The sequence below is a fragment of the Azospirillum oleiclasticum genome (assembly GCF_013423485.1).
In the GTDB taxonomy this organism is placed as follows: Bacteria; Pseudomonadota; Alphaproteobacteria; order Azospirillales; family Azospirillaceae; genus Azospirillum; species Azospirillum oleiclasticum.
The window spans coordinates 21,853-40,242 of the sequence record NZ_JABFFR010000054.1 but is presented as its reverse complement, the minus strand read 5'-3'; the positions used below and the strand labels follow the sequence as shown (position 1 = coordinate 40,242).

14 protein-coding genes are annotated in these 18,390 nt (G+C 72.1%); 10 read left to right on the top strand and 4 right to left on the bottom strand.

Annotated elements, in window-relative coordinates; genetic code table 11:
- The first annotated feature begins 241 nt into the window (after positions 1 to 241).
- Positions 242 to 1,180 carry a replication protein RepA gene (locus HL658_RS33830; RefSeq protein ID WP_180286431.1) on the top strand — a complete coding sequence of 313 codons (939 nt, stop codon included), beginning with the start codon at positions 242 to 244 and terminating at the stop codon, positions 1,178 to 1,180.
- 175 nt (positions 1,181 to 1,355) lie between these two features.
- Positions 1,356 to 3,350 carry an asparagine synthase (glutamine-hydrolyzing) gene (asnB, locus tag HL658_RS33825; protein WP_180286430.1) on the top strand — a complete coding sequence of 665 codons (1,995 nt, stop codon included), beginning with the start codon at positions 1,356 to 1,358 and terminating at the stop codon, positions 3,348 to 3,350.
- Here asnB and HL658_RS37910 read toward each other — a convergent pair.
- Both HL658_RS37910 and HL658_RS33815 read right to left on the bottom strand, forming a co-directional pair.
- Positions 3,299 to 5,857, bottom strand: a complete 2,559-nt coding sequence (locus tag HL658_RS37910) for a M10 family metallopeptidase C-terminal domain-containing protein (protein WP_180286429.1) — start codon at positions 5,855 to 5,857, stop codon at positions 3,299 to 3,301. The two genes, asnB and HL658_RS37910, sit on opposite strands and share 52 nt — an antisense overlap.
- Before the next feature lie 29 nt (positions 5,858 to 5,886).
- A complete protein-coding gene (locus tag HL658_RS33815; RefSeq protein ID WP_180286428.1) occupies positions 5,887 to 6,381 on the bottom strand; it encodes a hypothetical protein in 495 nt (164 codons plus the stop codon).
- Positions 6,382 to 6,699: 318 nt separating this feature from the next.
- Here HL658_RS33815 and pseB point away from each other — a divergent pair, with 318 nt between their 5' ends.
- From pseB to HL658_RS33775, 8 genes are all read left to right on the top strand, one after another.
- Positions 6,700 to 7,722: a UDP-N-acetylglucosamine 4,6-dehydratase (inverting) gene (gene pseB / locus HL658_RS33810; protein WP_180286427.1), complete on the top strand. Its 1,023-nt coding sequence runs from the start codon at positions 6,700 to 6,702 to the stop codon at positions 7,720 to 7,722.
- A gap of 8 nt (positions 7,723 to 7,730) precedes the next feature.
- Positions 7,731 to 8,942 (top strand): UDP-4-amino-4,6-dideoxy-N-acetyl-beta-L-altrosamine transaminase, encoded by a 1,212-nt coding sequence (gene pseC, locus HL658_RS33805; protein ID WP_180286426.1) that lies wholly within the window; start codon positions 7,731 to 7,733, stop codon positions 8,940 to 8,942.
- 120 nt (positions 8,943 to 9,062) lie between these two features.
- Positions 9,063 to 10,592, top strand: coding sequence for an oligosaccharide flippase family protein (locus tag HL658_RS33800; RefSeq protein ID WP_180286425.1), 1,530 nt, complete (start codon positions 9,063 to 9,065; stop codon positions 10,590 to 10,592).
- A gap of 63 nt (positions 10,593 to 10,655) precedes the next feature.
- A complete protein-coding gene (locus HL658_RS33795; RefSeq protein WP_180286424.1) occupies positions 10,656 to 10,952 on the top strand; it encodes a hypothetical protein in 297 nt (98 codons plus the stop codon).
- A gap of 190 nt (positions 10,953 to 11,142) precedes the next feature.
- Positions 11,143 to 11,361, top strand: a complete 219-nt coding sequence (locus HL658_RS33790) for a hypothetical protein (RefSeq protein WP_180286423.1) — start codon at positions 11,143 to 11,145, stop codon at positions 11,359 to 11,361.
- 55 nt (positions 11,362 to 11,416) lie between these two features.
- Positions 11,417 to 13,822: a calcium-binding protein gene (locus tag HL658_RS33785; RefSeq protein WP_180286422.1), complete on the top strand. Its 2,406-nt coding sequence runs from the start codon at positions 11,417 to 11,419 to the stop codon at positions 13,820 to 13,822.
- Between the two features lie 127 nt (positions 13,823 to 13,949).
- Complete coding sequence (locus HL658_RS33780) at positions 13,950 to 15,500, top strand: glycosyltransferase (RefSeq protein ID WP_180286421.1); 1,551 nt, start codon at positions 13,950 to 13,952, stop codon at positions 15,498 to 15,500.
- A 27-nt stretch (positions 15,501 to 15,527) separates the two neighbouring features.
- Positions 15,528 to 16,511, top strand: coding sequence for a hypothetical protein (locus HL658_RS33775; RefSeq protein WP_180286420.1), 984 nt, complete (start codon positions 15,528 to 15,530; stop codon positions 16,509 to 16,511).
- 8 nt (positions 16,512 to 16,519) lie between these two features.
- Here the strand turns inward: HL658_RS33775 and HL658_RS33770 are convergent, their stop codons facing one another.
- Positions 16,520 to 17,818, bottom strand: a complete 1,299-nt coding sequence (locus HL658_RS33770; RefSeq protein ID WP_180286419.1) for a nucleotide sugar dehydrogenase — start codon at positions 17,816 to 17,818, stop codon at positions 16,520 to 16,522.
- An 11-nt stretch (positions 17,819 to 17,829) separates the two neighbouring features.
- Positions 17,830 to 18,390, bottom strand: coding sequence for an HAD-IIIA family hydrolase (locus HL658_RS33765; RefSeq protein WP_180286418.1), 561 nt, complete (start codon positions 18,388 to 18,390; stop codon positions 17,830 to 17,832).

Genomic DNA, 18,390 nt, shown 5'->3' with positions numbered 1-18,390 from the left:
GGAGTCTTGTCGCGTCGAATCCACCATCCACAGACGGAGCAAGCTATCCGCTGGAGTCTTGTCGCACGCAATCTGGAGTTTTGTCGCGCGACTCGCGAGTCTCTACTGGAGTCTTGTCGCTCAAACAAGTAGGTGATTCAAATAATCCTACAAATAGTCTGCGCGACAAGACTCCAAATTGCTGCTGTGCAGACCCCGTGATATACAACCGCATCACAGTCGAAGCCGAGACGACAGAGCCATGGGACAGCTCCACCACCTGATCACCCAGATGGGACGCGAGCAGGCGAAGGCCCTCCAGACAGATCCCGACCAGCGCTCGCTGGTCGATATTGCCGCGGCTGTGCTGGAGGAGGAGCGCCAGGACCTCGGCATCACGTATTCGGGCTTTGCGTTGACCGCCCTGCCGCACCGTCGTCTGCCCGACGACCAGCCGTGGGAGCGCAAGGGACACCGCATCCGCCTTCTCATCGAGCCCGGTCGACTGCCGGTGCGCGGCGGAGGATTCAAGCTCTACGGCGTGCCCTACGGCAGCCGGGCCCGGATGATCCTGCTCTACTTGCAGACCCGCGCGCTCCAGACCGACAGCCGCGAGGTCGAGCTGGGCCGCAGCATGCACGAATGGCTGGACCGCATGGGCCTGTCGGTGGGCGGCCAGACCTACCGTGACATCCGCGAGCAGGCCTCGCGCATCGCCGCCTGCAACCTGACCTTCGCGTGGGAGGACGCCCACAGCATCGGGTTCGAGAAGGATTCGATCGTCAAGGGCGGCATCCATTTCTCCTCCATCCCCGGCAACCAGCAGGCGATGCTGTGGGAAGACCGGGTTCTGCTCTCCGAAGCCTTCTTCCGCGAACTGAAGGCGCACCCCGTGCCCATTTGGGAACCGGCGCTGCGCCACATCCAGAACAACAGCTCCTCCATCGACATTTACATCTGGCTGGCCTACCGGCTGCACAGCCTGTCGCGGCCGATGCCGATCACCTGGCCCGCGGTGTTCGAGCAGTTCGGCGCCGGCTACAGCCGCCTGCGCGACTTCCGCAAGCGCTTCGTGGAAGCGCTGCAACTGGCGCTCGCCGTCTATCCCGACGCGCGGGTGGAGGTGGACGAGCTGGGCCTCGTCCTGCACCCTTCCCCGCCGCCGATTCCCGAGCGCAAGATCCACCAGATCACGCGCTGACGCACGGGCGGATCGCCCGCTGTCGGGTGCTTCCGGGGGCTGCGACAAGACTCCAAACGCCCCCGCCTCCGTCCGGCCGCTTCCCCGCCGAAAACCGCCGGCCCGGAAGCGCGTGATCCGCTGCCGCCGGCTTGCTAGGGTGGGGCCGGACGCGCCACCGAAAAGGTTTCCTCGCATGTGCGGCATCGCCGGTTTCGTCGGTCCGGGCACCGACGCGGATCTCGTGGGCATGCGCGACGCGCTGCTCCACCGCGGTCCGGACGACGCTGGTGTCTGGGCCGGCACGCTCCCCACCGGTGGTCGCGACAACATTCCAGTCCGGCTCGGCTTCCGCCGCCTCGCCATCATCGATCTGGAGGGCGGGCACCAGCCGATGGAGACCGCCGACGGCGATCTGGTGATCGTCTTCAACGGCGAGATCTACAACGCGCCGGAGCTGCGCACCGCGCTGGAGCAGGCCGGCCACCGCTTCCGCACTGACCATTCCGACACCGAGGCGCTGCTGCACGCCTACCGCGAATGGGGCGAGGGGATGGTGGAGCGGCTGAACGGCATGTTCGCCTTCGCGCTGCTCGACCGCCGGCGCGGCCGGCTGTTCCTGGCGCGCGACCGCTTCGGCAAGAAGCCGCTCTTCTACGCCGAGACGCCGGGCGGCCTCGCCTTCGCGTCGGAGGCGCGCGCCCTGCTGCGCCACCCGGCGGTGTCCGGCGATCTCGACCACACGGCGCTGATCAAATATTTCGCCTACGGCTTCGTGCCCGGGCCGCGGACCATCCACCGGGCCATCCGCAAGCTGCCCGGCGGCTGCACCATGGTCTGGGACCTGGCCGCGGCGCGTGGCGAGGTGCGCGAGTACTGGGCCTACCGCATGGTGCCGGACGACCCGCCGCCGGGCGGGCCGGAGCGCTGGGCGGAGGATCTGCGCGGCCTGCTCGACCGCGCGGTGGAGCGGCGGCTGATGAGCGACGTGCCGCTGGGCTTCTTCCTGTCGGGCGGCGTCGATTCCACCGCGGTGGTGGCGCTGGCGGCGCGCCGGATGGGCGGGGCCGCGCTGAAGACCTTCACCATCGGCTTCCGGGAGCCCAGCTTCGACGAGAGCGGCTTCGCCGAGGACGCCGCCCGCCATTACGGCACCGAGCACCGCTGCAAGGTGCTGGACCTGGACACCGCCGCGGCGCTGATCCCGGATCTCCTGCGCCGCATCGACGACCCCATCGCCGACCCCTCGCTGCTGCCCACCCATCTGCTGTCGGTCTTCGCGCGCGAGCGGGTGACGGTGGCGCTGTCCGGCGACGGCAGCGACGAGCTGTTCGCCGGCTACGACACCTTCGACGCGCTGGGGGCGGCGCGGCTCTACCACGGGCTGGTGCCGCGTCCGCTGCACCGGCTGGCCGAGGCCGCCGCCGCCCGGTTGCCGCGCTCCGACCGCAACATGAGCTTCGACTTCAAGCTCCGGCGCGCGCTGCGCGGGCTGGGCGAGGCGCCGGCCCACTGGATGCCGTCCTGGCTGGGGCCGGCGGCGGTGGGCGAGCTGGCCGGGCTGTTCGGCGCGCCGCAGGCCGCGGCGGAGGTCTACGAGGAGGCCGAGGCGCTGTGGCACGCCTCGGCCAGCCGCGACGACATCGACCGCAGCCTGGAGTTCTACGGCCGCTATTATCTTGGCGAGAACATGCTGACCAAGATCGACCGGGCGAGCATGCTGACCTCGCTGGAGGTGCGCTCGCCCTTCCTCGACCGCGACGTGGTGGACTACGTGCGGCGGCTGCCGGCCGCGGTGAAGCTGCACGGCCGCACCCTGGGGGTGGTCGGCGGCACCCGCAAATGGATCCTGAGGAAGGCGCTGGCGCCGCTGGTGCCGGCCGGCGTGCTGGAGCGCCGCAAGAAGGGCTTCGGCATCCCGCTCGGCCGCTGGCTGCGCCACCTGCCCGCCCCGCCGGCGGAGGCCGCGTCGCGCATCGGGCTCGACCCCGCCTGGCTGGCGGCGCGCTGGGACGAGCACCGCAGGGGTGCGGCGGATCACCGCAACCTGCTGTGGGCCTGGACCGCGCTCGCCCACGCGCTGGACGGCAACGCGGCGGCATCGGACGCCCCCGGTGCCGGCCCCCGGCCGGCCCCCGTTCAGGCGGCCAGCATTCCGGAACCGGCGGGCCGCGTCAGCCGCCCCTCGTAATAGCCGTGCAGCACATAGTGCTCGGTCGCCCCGGCCAGGTTTCCGGCGAATGCGGCGGCGACATCGGGGTTGGCCTGCATGTAGGCGGCGGCGTCGAAGCTGGTCGATCGGCCTTCGGTGCGGCCGTTGACGATGTAGTGCCGGGATGCCTGGGATATGTCGAGCCCGAAGGCGCCGATCAGGTCGCCGTTGGCCGCCAGATAGGACGTGGCGTCGAGCTGGCTGCGCCCTTCCGTGCGGCCGAAGCTGATGTAGTGCTGGAGCGCCGCGGTCTGGTCGGTGCCGAAGGCGGTGACGAGGTCGGTGTTGCCGGCGAGATAGGCGAGCGCGTTGAAGCCGGTGGTCTGCCGCCCCTCGTTGCGGCCATAGCGGATGTAATGCTCGGTCGCCACGGTCTGGTTCGTGCCGAAGGCGGCGGCGAGGTCGGTGTTGACCGCGATGTAGGCGATGGCGTCGAAGCTGCCGGTGCCGCGCCCCTCGAAACGGCCGGCGCTGATGAAGTGCTGGCGCGCCGCGGCCTGGTCGGTGCCGAAGGCGGCGGCGAGATCGCTGTAATCAGCCAGATAGGCCAGCGCATTGAACGCGGCGAGCTGCCCGGCGAGCGATGCCACCTGCAGGCCCACCGTCTGTGACGCCGTGCCGCCCCGCCCGTCCGACACCGTGTAGGACAGGCTGCCGGCGCTGCCGCTGAAGCCCGTGGTCGGGGTGAAGGTCAGCCCGGCGATGTCGGTCGCGGACAGCGCGGTGCCGGAGGTGACCTCCGTGCCGCCGGCCAGCCGGATCGTGCCGCCCGACGGCAGGGCCTGCAGGGTGATGGTCAGCGCATCCCCGTCGAGGTCGCTGGGCTGGGTGAGTCCAAGGCCGGTGGCCGGGGCCCCCTCCTGGACGGTGAGGGACTTGCTGGCCTGGACCGTGGGCGAACGGTTGGTCAGGGTGGTGACGGTGATGGTGGTCCAGTCGCTCCACAGCGTGCCATTGTAGGCCCGCACCGCCAGGCTGTCGGCGCCGTCCGCCGAGCCGCCCACGAATCCGACGCTGCCCAGGCTGCCGACGAGGAAGGAGCTGCCCGCCGTCTGCGTCACGCCGGACAGGGTGAGATAACCGCTGGTGGCGGTGGCGGTGTCGTCGCGCAGCTCGTACCGAGTGATTGTGGACTCGGCGGGCGCGGTGGCGGTGAACAGGGTCGAGGCCGCGACCGTCGTGCCGGCGATCACCGTCCGTGCGGCCGCGGCGGCGCCGGTGATGGTGGGCGGGCTCAGGCTGACGCGGCTGTCGGCGAACTGGGCGAATTCGATGTCGCCCAGCGTGTCGGTGCCGTCGCTTCCGGTGATGGTGAGGCTGGTGCCGGAGCCGGTGACCGTGTAGGCGCCGCGGTTTCCGGAAAACACCGCCACGTCGGTCCCGGTGCCGCCGACCAGCGTGTCGTTGCCGGTCCCGCCGGTCAGCGTGTCGTCACCGGCCCCGCCGGTCAGGATGTTGACGCCGCCGTTGCCGGTCAGCGTGTCGTTGCCGCTGCCGCCGGTGGCGTTCTCGATGGTGGCGCCATAGGCGATGGCGATGTTGTTGGCGGCCCGCCCGCCCGACCCGTTCGGGCCGATGGAGCTGAAGCTTCCGGCGACCAGGCTGATGGTCACCGCGGCGGTCTGGCCGGAGGCGTCGATGGTGTCGGTGCCGCCGGCGTCCCAGATGGCCCGGCTCGTCGCGGTCGTGGTGTCGTTGAAGCTGTAGGTGTCGTTGCCGGTGCGGGTGCTGGTGTTGGCGCCGTAGAGATACTGGATCGCGGCGATGTCGTAGAGCGCCGGCCCGGTCGCCAGCCCGTTGTAGCCGAGGCTCGGGTGGCTGTAGTAGGACATCAGCGAGTATTGGTAGCTGTCCTCCGCCGACGGCAGGTACGGCCCGTCGGTGCCGCCGCCGCCGGCGTTGTAGTTGCCGGGGTGCTTGAGCCCGATGGCGTGCCCGATCTCGTGCAGGATGGTGAGATAGCCGTAGGTGCCGGCGGTCGGGGAGACGTTGCTCGTCTGGTCGTTGGCCAGATAGACGTCGCCGCCCAGTGCGCTGGTGCTGGGGTAGTAGGCGTAGCCGGCGGACACGCCGTTCTGGTCGTTGGTGCCGAAACGCAGCGATCCGCCGGAGCCGCTGTCCGACACCTCGGTGAAGGTGATGTTGGCCACCTCCGCCCAGGTGGCCAGGGCGGCGCGCACCGCCGTCTTCTGCGCCTCGGTCATGGTGGCGAAGCCGGAGCGGTCGCTGCTGGTGGCGTAGGAGGGCGCCACCGTCATGAAGCTGTAGGTGACGGTGGCGCTGGTGCCGGCGGTGGAGGAACCCCATTTCGGCGCGCCCGACGGCAGCAGGGCGGCGATGTAATAGGCGGTGGCGCCCTGTGCCTCGACGGACGTGCTTCCGGTGAGCGTGCTTCCCGTGGTCGCGCGTCCGATGCCGGTGTCCTGCATCAGGCCGGAACAGAGGGCGCAACCGCAACGCGGGGTGGTGGTGTCGTCGAGTGGCATGCCGGCACGCTCCGGTGATCAGAGGGTGGTCAAGGTGAACGCGGAAGACGGCCGGTGACGGCCGTTCCCAGAAGGCGCCGGAGGGCGGAGCGCACGGCCGCTTCCGGCGGTGTCCCGCCGGGAACCGGCAGGGCCTCGGGCGGGGCGGTGAAGAGGGGCGGCGGTCCGAGGTCGGTGCGCGCGCGATGCAGCCCGGCGGCGAGCGCCAGCAGCGCCGGGCCATCCGGTCCGGCCGGTACGAGATGGGCGTGGAGCGTCACCAGCAGCAGCCCAGGATCGGCCAGCCGCGGGTCGTTGCGGACCAGCGCCACCACCGCCGGGCCGCCGGCCGGCATGCCGGCGGCCAGCTCCGCCGCCGCCCAGCCGCACAGCCGGCCCTCGTCCAGCAGGTCTTGCGGTGCCGCGACCGCGCACAGGACGCCCACGCTCCCCACCTCCCGGAAGAAGGGAACGGGGGAGGCCGCGGCCACCGTCGAGGCCGCCATGGCGAGCGCGAATCCGGCGCATTCGGGAAGGGACGGCATGGTGCTGAGTGATCCGGACGGCGGCTGTCGGCGGCGCGGACGGCGCCCCTGCCCGGCCTGGACCGCGTGGTGCCGTTCCGCTATTCCAGCTAGACATGGAAACCGGACGCGTTCAACCCCGACGGCGAGCGGACGGGCGGCGCCGTCACCGCATCGCGCATGCCGGCCACGGTTTCGCTTGTCGCGTGCCGGCTGCGGTGCGCAAGGATCATTAACCGGCTGGTAGCGGGTGCCTCCTAGGGTGGAGGATCGGCCGTCCCGGCAGAGCGCAGGCGCAACCGGATCGTGATGACACAGGATCCCCGCAAGGAGCACAGGATGAACCGCCTGGCGGTCGATGGATTCAACGAGTTCGACGGGCAGTCGGTGCTGATCACCGGCGGCTCCGGTTCCTTCGGGCGGCGCTTCGTGGAGACGCTGCTACGCCGTGCCAAGCCCCGGCGTGTCATCGTCTTCTCCCGCGACGAGTTCAAGCAGTACGAGATGCAGCAGCAGTTCGGGGCGAAGGGCGACAGCCGGCTGCGCTTCTTCATCGGCGACGTGCGCGACTGCGAGCGGCTGGAGCTGGCGATGCGCGACGTCGATGTGTGCATCCACGCCGCCGCGCTGAAGCATGTGCCGGCGGCCGAGTACAACCCGATGGAGTGCATCCACACCAACGTCTACGGTGCGGAGAACGTGGTGCGCGCGGCGCTGCGCACCGGGGTGCGCCGGGTGGTGGCGCTGTCCACCGACAAGGCGGCCAACCCGATCAACCTCTATGGTGCCAGCAAGCTCGCCTCCGACAAGATCTTCATCGCCGCCAACAATCTGGCCGGCGGTCGCGACGTGCGCTTCTCGGTGGTCCGCTACGGCAACGTGGCGGGGTCGCGCGGCAGCGTCGTCCCGCTGTTCCAGCGGCTGGTGGCGGAAGGGGCGGAGCGCCTGCCGATCACCGACGAGCGCATGACCCGCTTCTGGATCACGCTGCAGCAGGGGGTCGATTTCGTGGCGTCCTGTGTGGCGCTGATGCAGGGCGGCGAGATCTTCGTGCCCAAGATCCCCAGCCTGCGGGTGGTCGACCTCGCCCGCGCCATCGCCCCGCGGCTGCCGCAGGAGCTGGTCGGCATCCGCCCCGGCGAGAAGCTGCACGAGGTGATGGTCACCGAGGACGACAGCCGCCAGACGGTGGAACTGCCCGACCGCTACGTCATCGAGCCGGCCTTCGCCTTCTGGACGCACGAGCCCTACGAGCGGCTGGGCGCGCGGCCGGTGCCCGACGGCTTCCGCTACGCCAGCGACACCAACACGGACTGGCTGGAAGGCGAACGGCTGGCCCGGCTGCTGGCCGGGGCGGCCTGAACCCCGCCATGGGTCTGTCCTTCCTGCCCTATGGCCGGCAGAGCATCGACGAGGACGACATCGCCGCGGTGGCGGCGGTGCTGCGCGGCGACTGGCTGACCCAGGGGCCGGCCGTGGAAGCCTTCGAACACGCCCTGGCGGAGCGGACGGGGGCGGCGCACGCGGTGGCCTGCGCCAACGGCACGGCGGCGCTGCATCTGGCCTTCCTGGCGCTCGACCTCGCCCCCGGCGAGGCGGTGGTGGTGCCGGCCGTCACCTTCCTCGCCACCGCCAGCACGGTGCGCCACGCCGGCGGCGAGGTCGCCTTCGCCGACGTGGATCCGGACACCGGCCTGATGACCGCGGAGACCGCCGCCGCCGCCCTGGCGCGGGCGGAGGCCGCCGGCTGGCGGGTGCGGGCGCTGGCCCCGGTGCATTACGCCGGCCAGACCGCCGACCTGGACGCGCTGGGCCGCCTCGCCGCGGCGCGCGGGCTGACCCTGGTGGAGGACGCCTGCCACGCCATCGGCAGCGTCGATGAGCGCGGCGGCGGCGTCCAGCCCGTCGGGAATGGCGCCGCGGGGGGCATGGCCGCCTTCTCCTTCCACCCCGTCAAGACCATCGCCGCCGGCGAAGGCGGGGCGGTGACCGTCGATGACGCGGCGCTGGCCCACCGCCTGAAGCGGCTGCGCAACCACGGCATGCTGCGCGAGCCGGAGGATTTCGCCGACCGGGAGGCCGGCTTCGCCGCCGCCGGCACGCCCAACCCCTGGTATTACGAGATGGCGGAGCCGGCCTTCAATTACCGGCTGACCGACCTGCAGGCGGCGCTGGCGCTGAGCCAGCTCGGCAAGCTCGACCGCTTCGCCGGGCGGCGGCGGCACCTCGTCGGTCTCTACGGCCGAGCGCTGGCGCCGCTTGGTCCCCTGGTGCGGCCGCTCGCCCATGTGCCCTGGTGCCGCCCGGCCTGGCATCTGATGGTGGCGCTGATCGACTTCGCCGCCGCCGGGCGGGAGCGCGCGGCCGTCATGGCCGATCTCCGCGCCCGCGGGATCGGCACCCAGGTGCACTACATCCCCGTGCACCGCCAGCCCTTCTGGGTGCGGCGCTACGGCCGCCTGTCCCTGCCGGGTGCGGACGCCTTCTACGACCGCGCCCTGTCCCTGCCGCTGTTCCCGGCCATGGCCGACGGCGACGTGGACCGGGTGGCGGCGGCGCTAGCCGAGGTGCTGGGGGGGTGATCGTCCGTTGGTGCGCATGAGCGGCACGGCCCGCATTGTTATCGTCCGAACTATGCCTTAAGTAATCGGTTCGCCCGAGACTCTCTCCTCGGCACCCCCACCCCGAGACGGATCCCCGAGGTGCTCCGCAACACGATCTGGAACCTGCTCGGCGAGGGACTGCCGATGCTGGCCGCCCTGTTGTCGATCCCGCTGCTGGTCGGCGGCATCGGGCTGGAGCGGTTCGGCGCGCTCACGCTGGTGTGGGCTCTGCTGGGCTGGCTGATGGTGCTCGATCTGGGGCTGGCGCGCGCGCTGATCCAGACGGTCGCCGAGCGGCGCGGCCGGCGCGACGGCGCCGGGGTGGCGGGCATCGTCCGTCCGGCGCTGGCGCTGATGGGGCTGGTGGGTGTGGCCGGCGGGGCCGTGGTGGCTGCGGCGTCCGGGCCGCTCGCCGGCTGGCTGGCGCACGGCTCGGCGCTGGTGGCGGGGGAGCTGCGCACCACCCTGTTCATCGTCGCCGCCATCGTCCCGGTCGCCCTGGTCTCGGCCGCCCTGCGCGGCGTGCTGGAAGCGCACCAGGAGTTCCGCCGGGTCAACCTCGTCAAGATGACGGTGGGGGTGCTCAACTATCTGAGCCCGGTGGCGGTGCTGCCCTTCACCGACAGCCTGGCCGCGGTGATCGCCGCCATCGCCGCCGGGCGGCTGGCGGGGGCGGCGGCCTATGGCTGGCTGTGCCTGCGCGTGGTGCCGGGGTTGGCCTCGCGCCCCCGCGGCCCGCGCGAGCCGCTGCGCCCGCTCTTCACGCTGGGCGCCTGGATGACGCTCAACAACCTGCTCGGCCCGCTGATGACCTACGCCGACCGCTTCGTGCTGGCGGGGCTGGTGCCGGTGGCGGCGGTGGCCTTCTACACCACGCCCTTCGAGCTGGTGGTGCGGCTGCTGTTCATCCCCGCCGCGCTGTCGGGGGTGCTGTTTCCCACCGCCGCCGGGCTGTTCCGGCAGGAGCCGGCCGCGCTGCGCCGCATCCTGGATCTCGGCGTGGCGGCGATCGCCGGGGTCTTCCTGCCGGTGCTGGCGGCGGCGGTGCTGCTGGGCGGGCCGGCGTTGGATCTGTGGCTGGGGCCCGCCTTCGCCGCCCAGGGCGGGCCGGTGCTGGCGGTGCTGGCGCTGGGTGTGCTGTTCAACGCGATGGCCTATGTCCCCTACGCGCTGATCCACGGAACCGGCCGCATGGACGTGACGGCCTGGCTCCAGCTCGCCGAGCTGCCGGTCTATCTGGGAGCGCTGTGGCTGCTGGTCGGCGCCTATGGGCCGCTCGGGGCCGCCATCGCCTGGACGGCACGCACCGGCGTGGATCTGCTGCTGCTGCTGCTGCTGTTCGGGCGGCTCGCCCCCGGCACCGCACCGGCGGCCGGCCGGCTGGCGCTGGCCGTGACGGCCGTCGGCGGACTGGCCGCCGCCGGGCTGGCGGTGGGCGGCGGCGAGGGGCTGCTGCTGCTGGCCGCCGGCATCCTGCCGGGGCTGGCGCTGGCGGGCCGCCGCCTGTGGGCGTCCGGCCGCGGGCTGCTGGCGGCGGCCATTCCCGGTGTCGGGGCCGGCGCCGGGTCCGGTGTGGGGGCCGGGGCCGCATCCCGCGGCGGGGACATCGGCGATCCCGTTCCGCGCTGACGGTTTCCTCGGGGCGCGAAATGCGCTATTCAGCGCCATCACGATCGTTTGGAGCTTTGGGTCATGGCCGACGGTGTTCCCGATTACTACGCGATGGTCGAAGAGGCCTGGCAGCTCAGCGACACGGCGCGCGACTATGTGAAGAACGCCGGCCGCGACGTTGACAACGCCGAGCTGTGGGAAAAGATCTTCGCCCCCTCCCCCCTGATCGACCACGACCGCACCCGGGCCGAGGGTGGGCAGCCGCTGCAGAAGATCTTCTTCAAGAACCCCTACGGTCTGCAGTACCGCACCGACCACAAGGACTGGATCCCCTTCCGCCACGGCGCGCTCGACCCCGCCTATCTGCAGGCGATCTGACCTTCGGGCAGGATCCGGCCGGCGGTATCGGGCGGGCCGGGTCCGCCAAGCGGGCACTGCCGGACGGCGCCCGCGGTCGGAGCTTCGGGGACAGCCGAAAGGTCACGGGCTGACCCCAAGATTTTGATTCGGTGATTCAAGCTCTTGTGTCATGATTCCGGCGACTCGTGAGACGCGTCCGGAGAGGATCATGGCCGTCGAGCTGTCCTTCACCCCTTGCCCGCCCCTTCTCCAGGCCCGCCGCCGGGCCGCCCCGCGCGCCCGCTTCGACGGGACGACCAAGCGCTGGACCATGACCCAGGCCGAGTACGCCGCCTTCTGGGTGGAGGCGATCGGCGCCCGGCACGACCAGCTCATCACCGTGCACCTGGTGGATGGCCGGCCGGTGGTGGAAACAACCCCTCGTTAATCCCTCGCCCCCCAAAATCGCCCCGATGGGACGCTGAAGGCGCGGAGTGTGGGGCATGGCGCAGCTTGTGGCCGGGGCGGGGTTCGCCCTGGACTTCACGGAAGACCGTGCGGCGGGCGGCTATCTGCTCGACGGCTTCCGGCTGGACGCCTCCGGCAACGTGCTCGCCACCGGGGCCGGTGCGCTGTCGCTGGTGGGGCAAACCGCCTGGCGCTGGCACCGCACGGTGCTCGATTATGCCGGCCAAGCGGGTGCCGGCGGCACCGTCGACGCCCGCTTCACCGGCTTCACCGACCATGACCCCACCGGCGCCGTGCGCTACCGCATCGCCGGGCTCGACATCGCGCTGGGATCGAACGCGCTCGACCGGCTGGGGGCGGAGCTGTTCGCCGCGGTCGATACGGTGATCGGCGGCGACGGCGACGACAGCTTCTACATGGGGGTTGCGGTGGGGCGCCGCTTCGACGGCGGGAACGGCGGCGACCGCGCCATCTACGGTGCCGACACCCGGCGCTACGTCTGGCGCGACGGCGCCTACCGCGCGGCGGTGCCGGTCATCGTGGCGCTGGCTCCCGGCGTCTACGGCGCGATGTCGGCCGACGGCGCCATGGACACGCTGGTCAATGTCGAGACGGTGACGCTTGCCGGCCAGACCAGCGCCATCGCCGCCGTGGCCTTCGACGGGCTCTCCTACCTCGCCGCCAACCCCGACGTGGCGGGGGCGGTCGGCCTGAACCTCGTCGCCGCCACCGCCCACTACGCCGCCTGGGGCCGCAACGAGCGCCGCGCCACGGGTTTCGACGCGCTGGCCTACGGCGCGGCCAACCCGGATCTGGCGGCGGCCTTCGGCACCGACGCGGCCCTGCTCGCCACCCACTATGTCCGCAACGGCCGGCTGGAGGGGCGGAGCACCAGCTTCGACGCGCTGGCCTATGGTGCCGCCAACCCGGATCTGGCGGCCGCCTTCGGTGCCGACACGGCCCTGCTCGCCGCCCACTACATCCGCAACGGCCGGCTGGAGGGGCGGAGCACCAGCTTCGACGCGCGCGCCTACCTCGCCGCCAACCCCGACGTGGCCGCGGCCTTCGGCACCGACACCACGGCCGCCACCCGCCATTACCTGCTGTTCGGCTGGCGGGAAGGCCGCCCGCTGCGCACGGGGGCGGCATTGCCGGCTGCGACGCTGACGTCGGCGATGACGCCATCGCTGATTGAGGCGGTGGAGCCGGAAGCCGGGGACGCCGTCGTTGCCAGGCTGGTCAGCACCATCACCGGCACCACCGGCAACGACACGCTGACCGGCAACCCCGCCACCGACGCGCTGGGCGACAGCCAGACCGACCTGGTGCTGGGGCTGGCCGGCATCGACAGCTTCGTGCTGACCGGCGCCATCGCCCTCTACGGCTTCACGCTCGACGGCAGCGGGCGCGTGGTGGTCAGCGGCCCCGACGGCACCGACGTGCTGTCGGGGGTGGAACTGCTGCAGGCGACCGACGGGACCCGTCCCGTCTCCACCCTGATCGTCCCGACCGAGCCGACCTTCACCGGCCTCACCTTCACCACCACGGCGACCAGCGGCGACGACGTGCTGGCGGGCACCGACCGCGCCGACGTGCTGGGCGGCGGGCTCGGCAACGACATCCTGGCCGGCGGCTTCGGCAACGACACCATGCTGGGCCACGAGGGCAACGACCGGCTGCACGGGGAGGACGGCAACGACAGCCTGTCCGGCGGGGCCGGCAACGACCGGCTCTATGGCGGCTTCGGCAACGACCGGCTGACCGGCGACCCCATCGGCATCACCGGCAACGACACGCTGCTGGGCGGGGCCGGCGACGACATCCTGGACGCCGGCAACGGAAACGACGTGCTGGACGGCGGGACCGAGGCGGACACGCTCTACGGCGGCTACGGCGCCGATCTGCTGCGCGGCGGCGACGGGGCGGACATCCTGTACGGCGACGTCTATTCCGACCGCAGCATCACGATCCTGACCACCGCCACCGACCTGATGGACGACGTGCTGGCGGGCGGGGCGGGCAACGACGTGCTGCACGGCGGGGCCGGCGCCGACCTGCTGGATGGCGGCACCGGCGCCGACCGCTTCATCATCGCCAACCTCAACGAATCCACGACCGCCGCCCCCGACGTCATCGTCAACTTCAACGGCGACGCGGTGGCGGCGGCGGCGTTGCTGGGGCTCGCCTCCTACGCCACGCGCGGGGCGGAGGGCGACCGCATCGACCTGTCGGAGATCGACGCCAGCATACTCGCCAGCGGCAACGGCACCTTCACCTTCATCGGCACCGACGCCTTCTCCGCCGCCGGCCAGGTCCGCTACCAGGCGTCGGGCACCGTCACCCTGATCGAGGCCAACGTCGACGCCACCCTCACCGCCGACCTGCGCGTCCAGGTGAACATCGCCAACTACAGCTTCACCGCCTACGACTTCATCCTGTGACGGGCCGCCCGAACGCCCGGGGTATGCCCTCCGTACAAGTGCCGGGGTTGCTGCCGGCGTTGTGCGGCCGGGGCCATGGCCATATAACCGGCAGGGCGTAGGACCGGGTGCTGGGATACGGGCGATCATGACAGCGAGCAGCGTGCAGACCGTCGAGCGGCAGGGGGTGACCGGCGCGGGGGCCGGATCGGGTGTCGGGCCGGCCGGGGAAGCGGCGGCGGAGCCGGCACCCTTCCCGCGCTCGCGCTACCGGCGGGCGGTGCGCGACCGGGCGGACGCGAATGCCCCGGCGCTCGACCGCTGGCGGGCGCGCAACCGCTATTTCCACGCGGCCGACACCGCCTATCTGCGCTTCCTGGTGCCGGCCGGCTCCTCGGTGCTGGAGATCGGCTGCGGCGACGGGGCGCTGCTGGCGGCGCTGGAGCCGTCGCGCGGGGTCGGGGTGGAGATGAGCGCCGCCATGGCGGCGCTGGCCCGCGACCGCCACCCCCATCTCGAGATCCATCTCGCCGACGCCGAGGATCCGGAGACGCTGGCCGGCATCGAGGGCCCCTTCGACGTCATCCTGCTGTCCGACACCATCGGCGTGCTGGAGGATTGCGAGGAGACGCTGCGGCTGCTGCACCGCTTCGCGACGCCGCGCACACGGCTGGTGGTCAGCTACCATTCGCGGGCCTGGGAGCCGGTGCTGTGGGCGGCCGAGCGGCTGGGGCTGAAGATGCCGCAGGGGGAGCAGAACTGGCTGTCCACCGACGACATCATGAGCCTGATGGAACTGGCGGGCTGGGAACCGGTGAAGCGGGAATGGCGCCAGCTCCTGCCGCGCCGGCTGCTGGGTCTGGGCAGCCTGGTCAACCGCTGGCTGGCGCCCCTGCCGGGGATCCGGCAGCTCTGCCTGCGCAACTACGTGGTCGGACGCCCGGCGCCGCGGCCGGCCGGCGACGGACGCGCGGGGGCCGCGCCGTCGGTCACCGTGCTGGTGCCCTGCCGCAACGAGCGCGGCAACATCGAGAACGCCATCCGCCGCCTGCCCCCCTTCGCCGCCGACATGGAGGTGATCTTCGTGGAGGGGCACAGCCGCGACGGCACCTTCGAGGAATGCCTGCGGGTGCGCGACGCCTACCCGGACCGGGACATCAAGGTCCTGCGCCAGCCGGGCAAGGGCAAGGGCGACGCGGTGCGCTGCGGCTTCGCGGCGGCGCGCGGCGACATCCTGATGATCCTGGACGCCGACCTGACCGTGCCGCCGGAGGCGCTGCCCAAGTTCCACCGCGCCATCGCCTCCGGCCTCGGCGAGTTCATCAACGGCACGCGGCTGGTCTATCCCATGGAGGACCGCGCCATGCGTTTCCTCAACCACATCGCCAACCGCGCCTTCGCCCGCATCTTCTCCTTCCTGCTCAACCAGCGCTTCACCGACACGCTGTGCGGCACCAAGGTGCTGTGGCGCCGCGATTACGAGCGGATCGTGGCGAACCGGCATTATTTCGGTGATTTCGACCCCTTCGGCGACTTCGACCTGATCTTCGGGGCGGCCAAGCTGAACCTGAAGATCACCGAGGTGCCGGTGCGCTACGCCGACCGCACCTACGGCACCACGCAGATCTCGCGCTTCCGCCACGGGGTCCTGCTGGCGCGCATGGTGGTCTTCGCCTGGAAGAAGCTGAAGGCGTTGTAAGGGCCGGCGGAAGGAGGTTTCAGGGTCTTGCGGATCGAAGCGGCCCGGTATCTGCGGAGCCTGATCCTGCTGGGCGGGTTGCTGCTGTTCCCGGCGGCGTCGTCGTTGCTGGCGCACAGCTTCGGCCTGACCAGCGTGGTCGGGGCGTGGTTCTCCCGGCCGCGGCATGAGCCGCCACCCCCGCCGTCCGACGAGTTCGCCCCGCCACCCGGCTGGCAGGAGCGCGCCTATCTGGCCGCCAACCCCGACGTGGCCGTCGCCGTCCGCACCGGCACCTTCCGCAGCGGCTACGAGCATTACCATCGGATCGGCGAGCGGGAGGGACGGCGCGGCGGCCTGCCGGGATCGCCGTCCGCGGTCGCGGCGGGGACGCCACCGGTGCCGGCTCCCGCCCCGGTCCCAGCCCCGGCTCCGGTGGCCAAGCCGTCCGCGGCTCCTCCCGCCGCGGCACCCCCGGCGCCAGTGCCGGCGCTGGTGCCGGCGGCGGTGACGCTTCCGCCGCCGATCCCGGCTCCGGTGGCGGTCGCCCTGGTGCCCCTTCCCCCGGTCAAGCCCCGCCCGCCGGCGGCGGAGCCGCCGCACGCCCCGCCCGAAGCCGCCCTGCCCGAAACCGCCCCGGCTCCGCTACCGGCACCGGCGCCCGTGCCGGCCGCCTCCGTGGCGGAGACGGGAACGGTGGTGCAGGCCGTGCGCTTCGGCCGGCACCCCGGCTTTGTGCGGATGGTGCTGGAATCCTCCGGCCGGCTGCCGGCCCAGCCGCGGCTGGCGTCCGACGGACGGGGGCTGACGCTGGCGCTGGAGGGGGTGGGCTGGACGGCGCCGCGGAGCTGGAAGGGTGGCCCGGCGGCCCTGCTCACCGGCTACGAGGTGGAGGGGGCGGGTGCCGCCGGCCGCTTCGTGCTGCACGCGGCCCGGCCGCTCGCCCTCCGCCACGTGATGCGCCTGCCGCCGGAGGGGAACTCCGGCCACCGCCTCGTCATCGACCTGGAGCCGGCCGACGGGATGCCGTAAACCCTGCCCTACAGCCGCCACAGCCGCACGCCGTCCGGCACGGCGTTGCGGTCGAGCGTGCCCTTGAGGTCGATGACGAGGCCGCGGCCCTCCTTCAGCAGGCCGGTGACCAGCGGCCAGCCGCCCTCGCGGTAGGCGGCGTGGGGGACCGCCAGCACCACCGCGTCGGCCGGCGGCAGGGCGTCGAGACCGTGCAGGGCGAGGCCGTATTCGGCCAAGGATTCCGCCGCGTCGGCCAGCGCGTCGTGCACGGCGACCGGGATGCCGAAGCCTTCCACCTCGCGCACGAGGTCGACCACGCGGGTGTTGCGCAGGTCCGGCACGTCCTCCTTGAAGGTCAGGCCCAGCACGGTGACGCGCGGCTCCGGCGGCAGCCCGCCGCGCATCAGCGCCTTCACCGTCTCCCGCGCCACGTAATGGCCCATGGTGTCGTTGATGCGCCGGCCGGCCAGGATCACCTCGGCGTGGTGGCCGGCCTGCTCGGCGCGGTGGGTCAGGTAGTAGGGGTCGACGCCGATGCAGTGGCCGCCCACCAGCCCCGGCACGAAGGGCAGGAAGTTCCATTTGGTGCGGGCGGCGGCCAGCACGTCCTGGGTGTCGATGCCGAGCCGGTGGAAGATCATCGACAGCTCGTTCATCAGCGCGATGTTGAGGTCGCGCTGGGTGTTCTCGATGACCTTGGCGGCCTCCGCCACGGCGATGGAGGGCGCGCGGTGCACGCCGGCCGTCACCACGCTGCCATAGACGGCCGCAATCGTTTCGAGAGCGGCTTGATCCGATCCCGAAACGACCTTGGTGATCGTTTCGAAACGGTGGGTGCGGTCGCCAGGGTTGATGCGCTCCGGGCTGTAGCCGACAGCGAAGTCCCGCCCCAGCCGCAGCCCGGATTCCGCCTCCAGCACCGGCACGCAATCGCGTTCGGTGGCTCCGGGATAGACGGTCGACTCGTAGACCACGATGTCGCCCCGCTTGAGCTGCCGCCCCACCGTGCGGGTGGCGGCGATCAGCGGGCGCAGGTCGGGCTGCTTGGCGTCGTCGATGGGGGTGGGAACGGTGACGATGTGGAGGTCGGCCCCCTGCAGCGTCGCCGGGTCGGTGCCGAGGGCGAGGCGGGCGGCGGCGAGGTCGGCCGCCGCCACCTCGCCGGTGTGGTCGTGGCCGGCCCTGAGCTCGGCCACGCGCCGCTCGCTGATGTCGAAGCCCACCACCGGCGCGCCCGTGCGCCCGAAGGCGACGGCCACCGGCAGCCCGACATAGCCGAGCCCGATGACGGAGATCCGGCGGCCGTGGGAGGGGGCGGCGGGCATGGCGGGTCCTTTCAGGCCGGACGGGACGCGGCGGGCGGTGTCAAGAACCGTTCCGCTTCCGCAAGGGTGCTTATGACGGCATGGGCGTCGACGCAAGGTGGGGCGCTGTGGTCGAGCAGGAGCCGCAGCCCCACCCCCGCCGCACGCGCCGCCGCCATGTCGGTGGGCTGGTCGCCGATGAAGACCGAGCGCGCGAGATCGAGGCCGAGACGTCGTTCCGCTTCCAAAATCATGCCTGGTGACGGCTTGCGCCAGACGCTGTCGCGGTCGTAGGCGGGAACGGCGGCGCCCGGCAGGTAGGGGCAGTGGAAGACCGCGGCGAGCGGCGCGCCCGCCGCCGCGAAGCGTTCCGCCATCCAGCCGGTGAGCGCCTGGAACTCCGCCTCCCCATAGCGGTCGCGGGCAATGCCGGACTGGTTCGTTGCGATGGCGATCCGGTAGCCGAGGTCGACCGCCCGGCGGGCCAGCGGCAGGATGCCGTCCATGAACGCGAAGCGTTCGACCGTGCCGACATAGCCGTGATCGACGTTGACCACGCCGTCGCGGTCGAGCAGCAGGGCGCGCGCCGCCAC

Bases quoted from the DNA above. Each gene is read 5' to 3' on its own strand.
- HL658_RS33830 (WP_180286431.1), top strand. From the start codon at position 242: ATGGGACAGCTCCACCACCTGATCACCCAGATGGGACGCGAGCAGGCG.
- asnB (WP_180286430.1), top strand. From the start codon at position 1,356: ATGTGCGGCATCGCCGGTTTCGTCGGTCCGGGCACCGACGCGGATCTC.
- HL658_RS37910 (WP_180286429.1), bottom strand. From the start codon at position 5,857: ATGCCACTCGACGACACCACCACCCCGCGTTGCGGTTGCGCCCTCTGT.
- HL658_RS33815 (WP_180286428.1), bottom strand. From the start codon at position 6,381: ATGCCGTCCCTTCCCGAATGCGCCGGATTCGCGCTCGCCATGGCGGCC.
- pseB (WP_180286427.1), top strand. From the start codon at position 6,700: ATGAACCGCCTGGCGGTCGATGGATTCAACGAGTTCGACGGGCAGTCG.
- pseC (WP_180286426.1), top strand. From the start codon at position 7,731: ATGGGTCTGTCCTTCCTGCCCTATGGCCGGCAGAGCATCGACGAGGAC.
- HL658_RS33795 (WP_180286424.1), top strand. From the start codon at position 10,656: ATGGCCGACGGTGTTCCCGATTACTACGCGATGGTCGAAGAGGCCTGG.
- HL658_RS33790 (WP_180286423.1), top strand. From the start codon at position 11,143: ATGGCCGTCGAGCTGTCCTTCACCCCTTGCCCGCCCCTTCTCCAGGCC.
- HL658_RS33785 (WP_180286422.1), top strand. From the start codon at position 11,417: ATGGCGCAGCTTGTGGCCGGGGCGGGGTTCGCCCTGGACTTCACGGAA.
- HL658_RS33780 (WP_180286421.1), top strand. From the start codon at position 13,950: ATGACAGCGAGCAGCGTGCAGACCGTCGAGCGGCAGGGGGTGACCGGC.
- HL658_RS33770 (WP_180286419.1), bottom strand. From the start codon at position 17,818: ATGCCCGCCGCCCCCTCCCACGGCCGCCGGATCTCCGTCATCGGGCTC.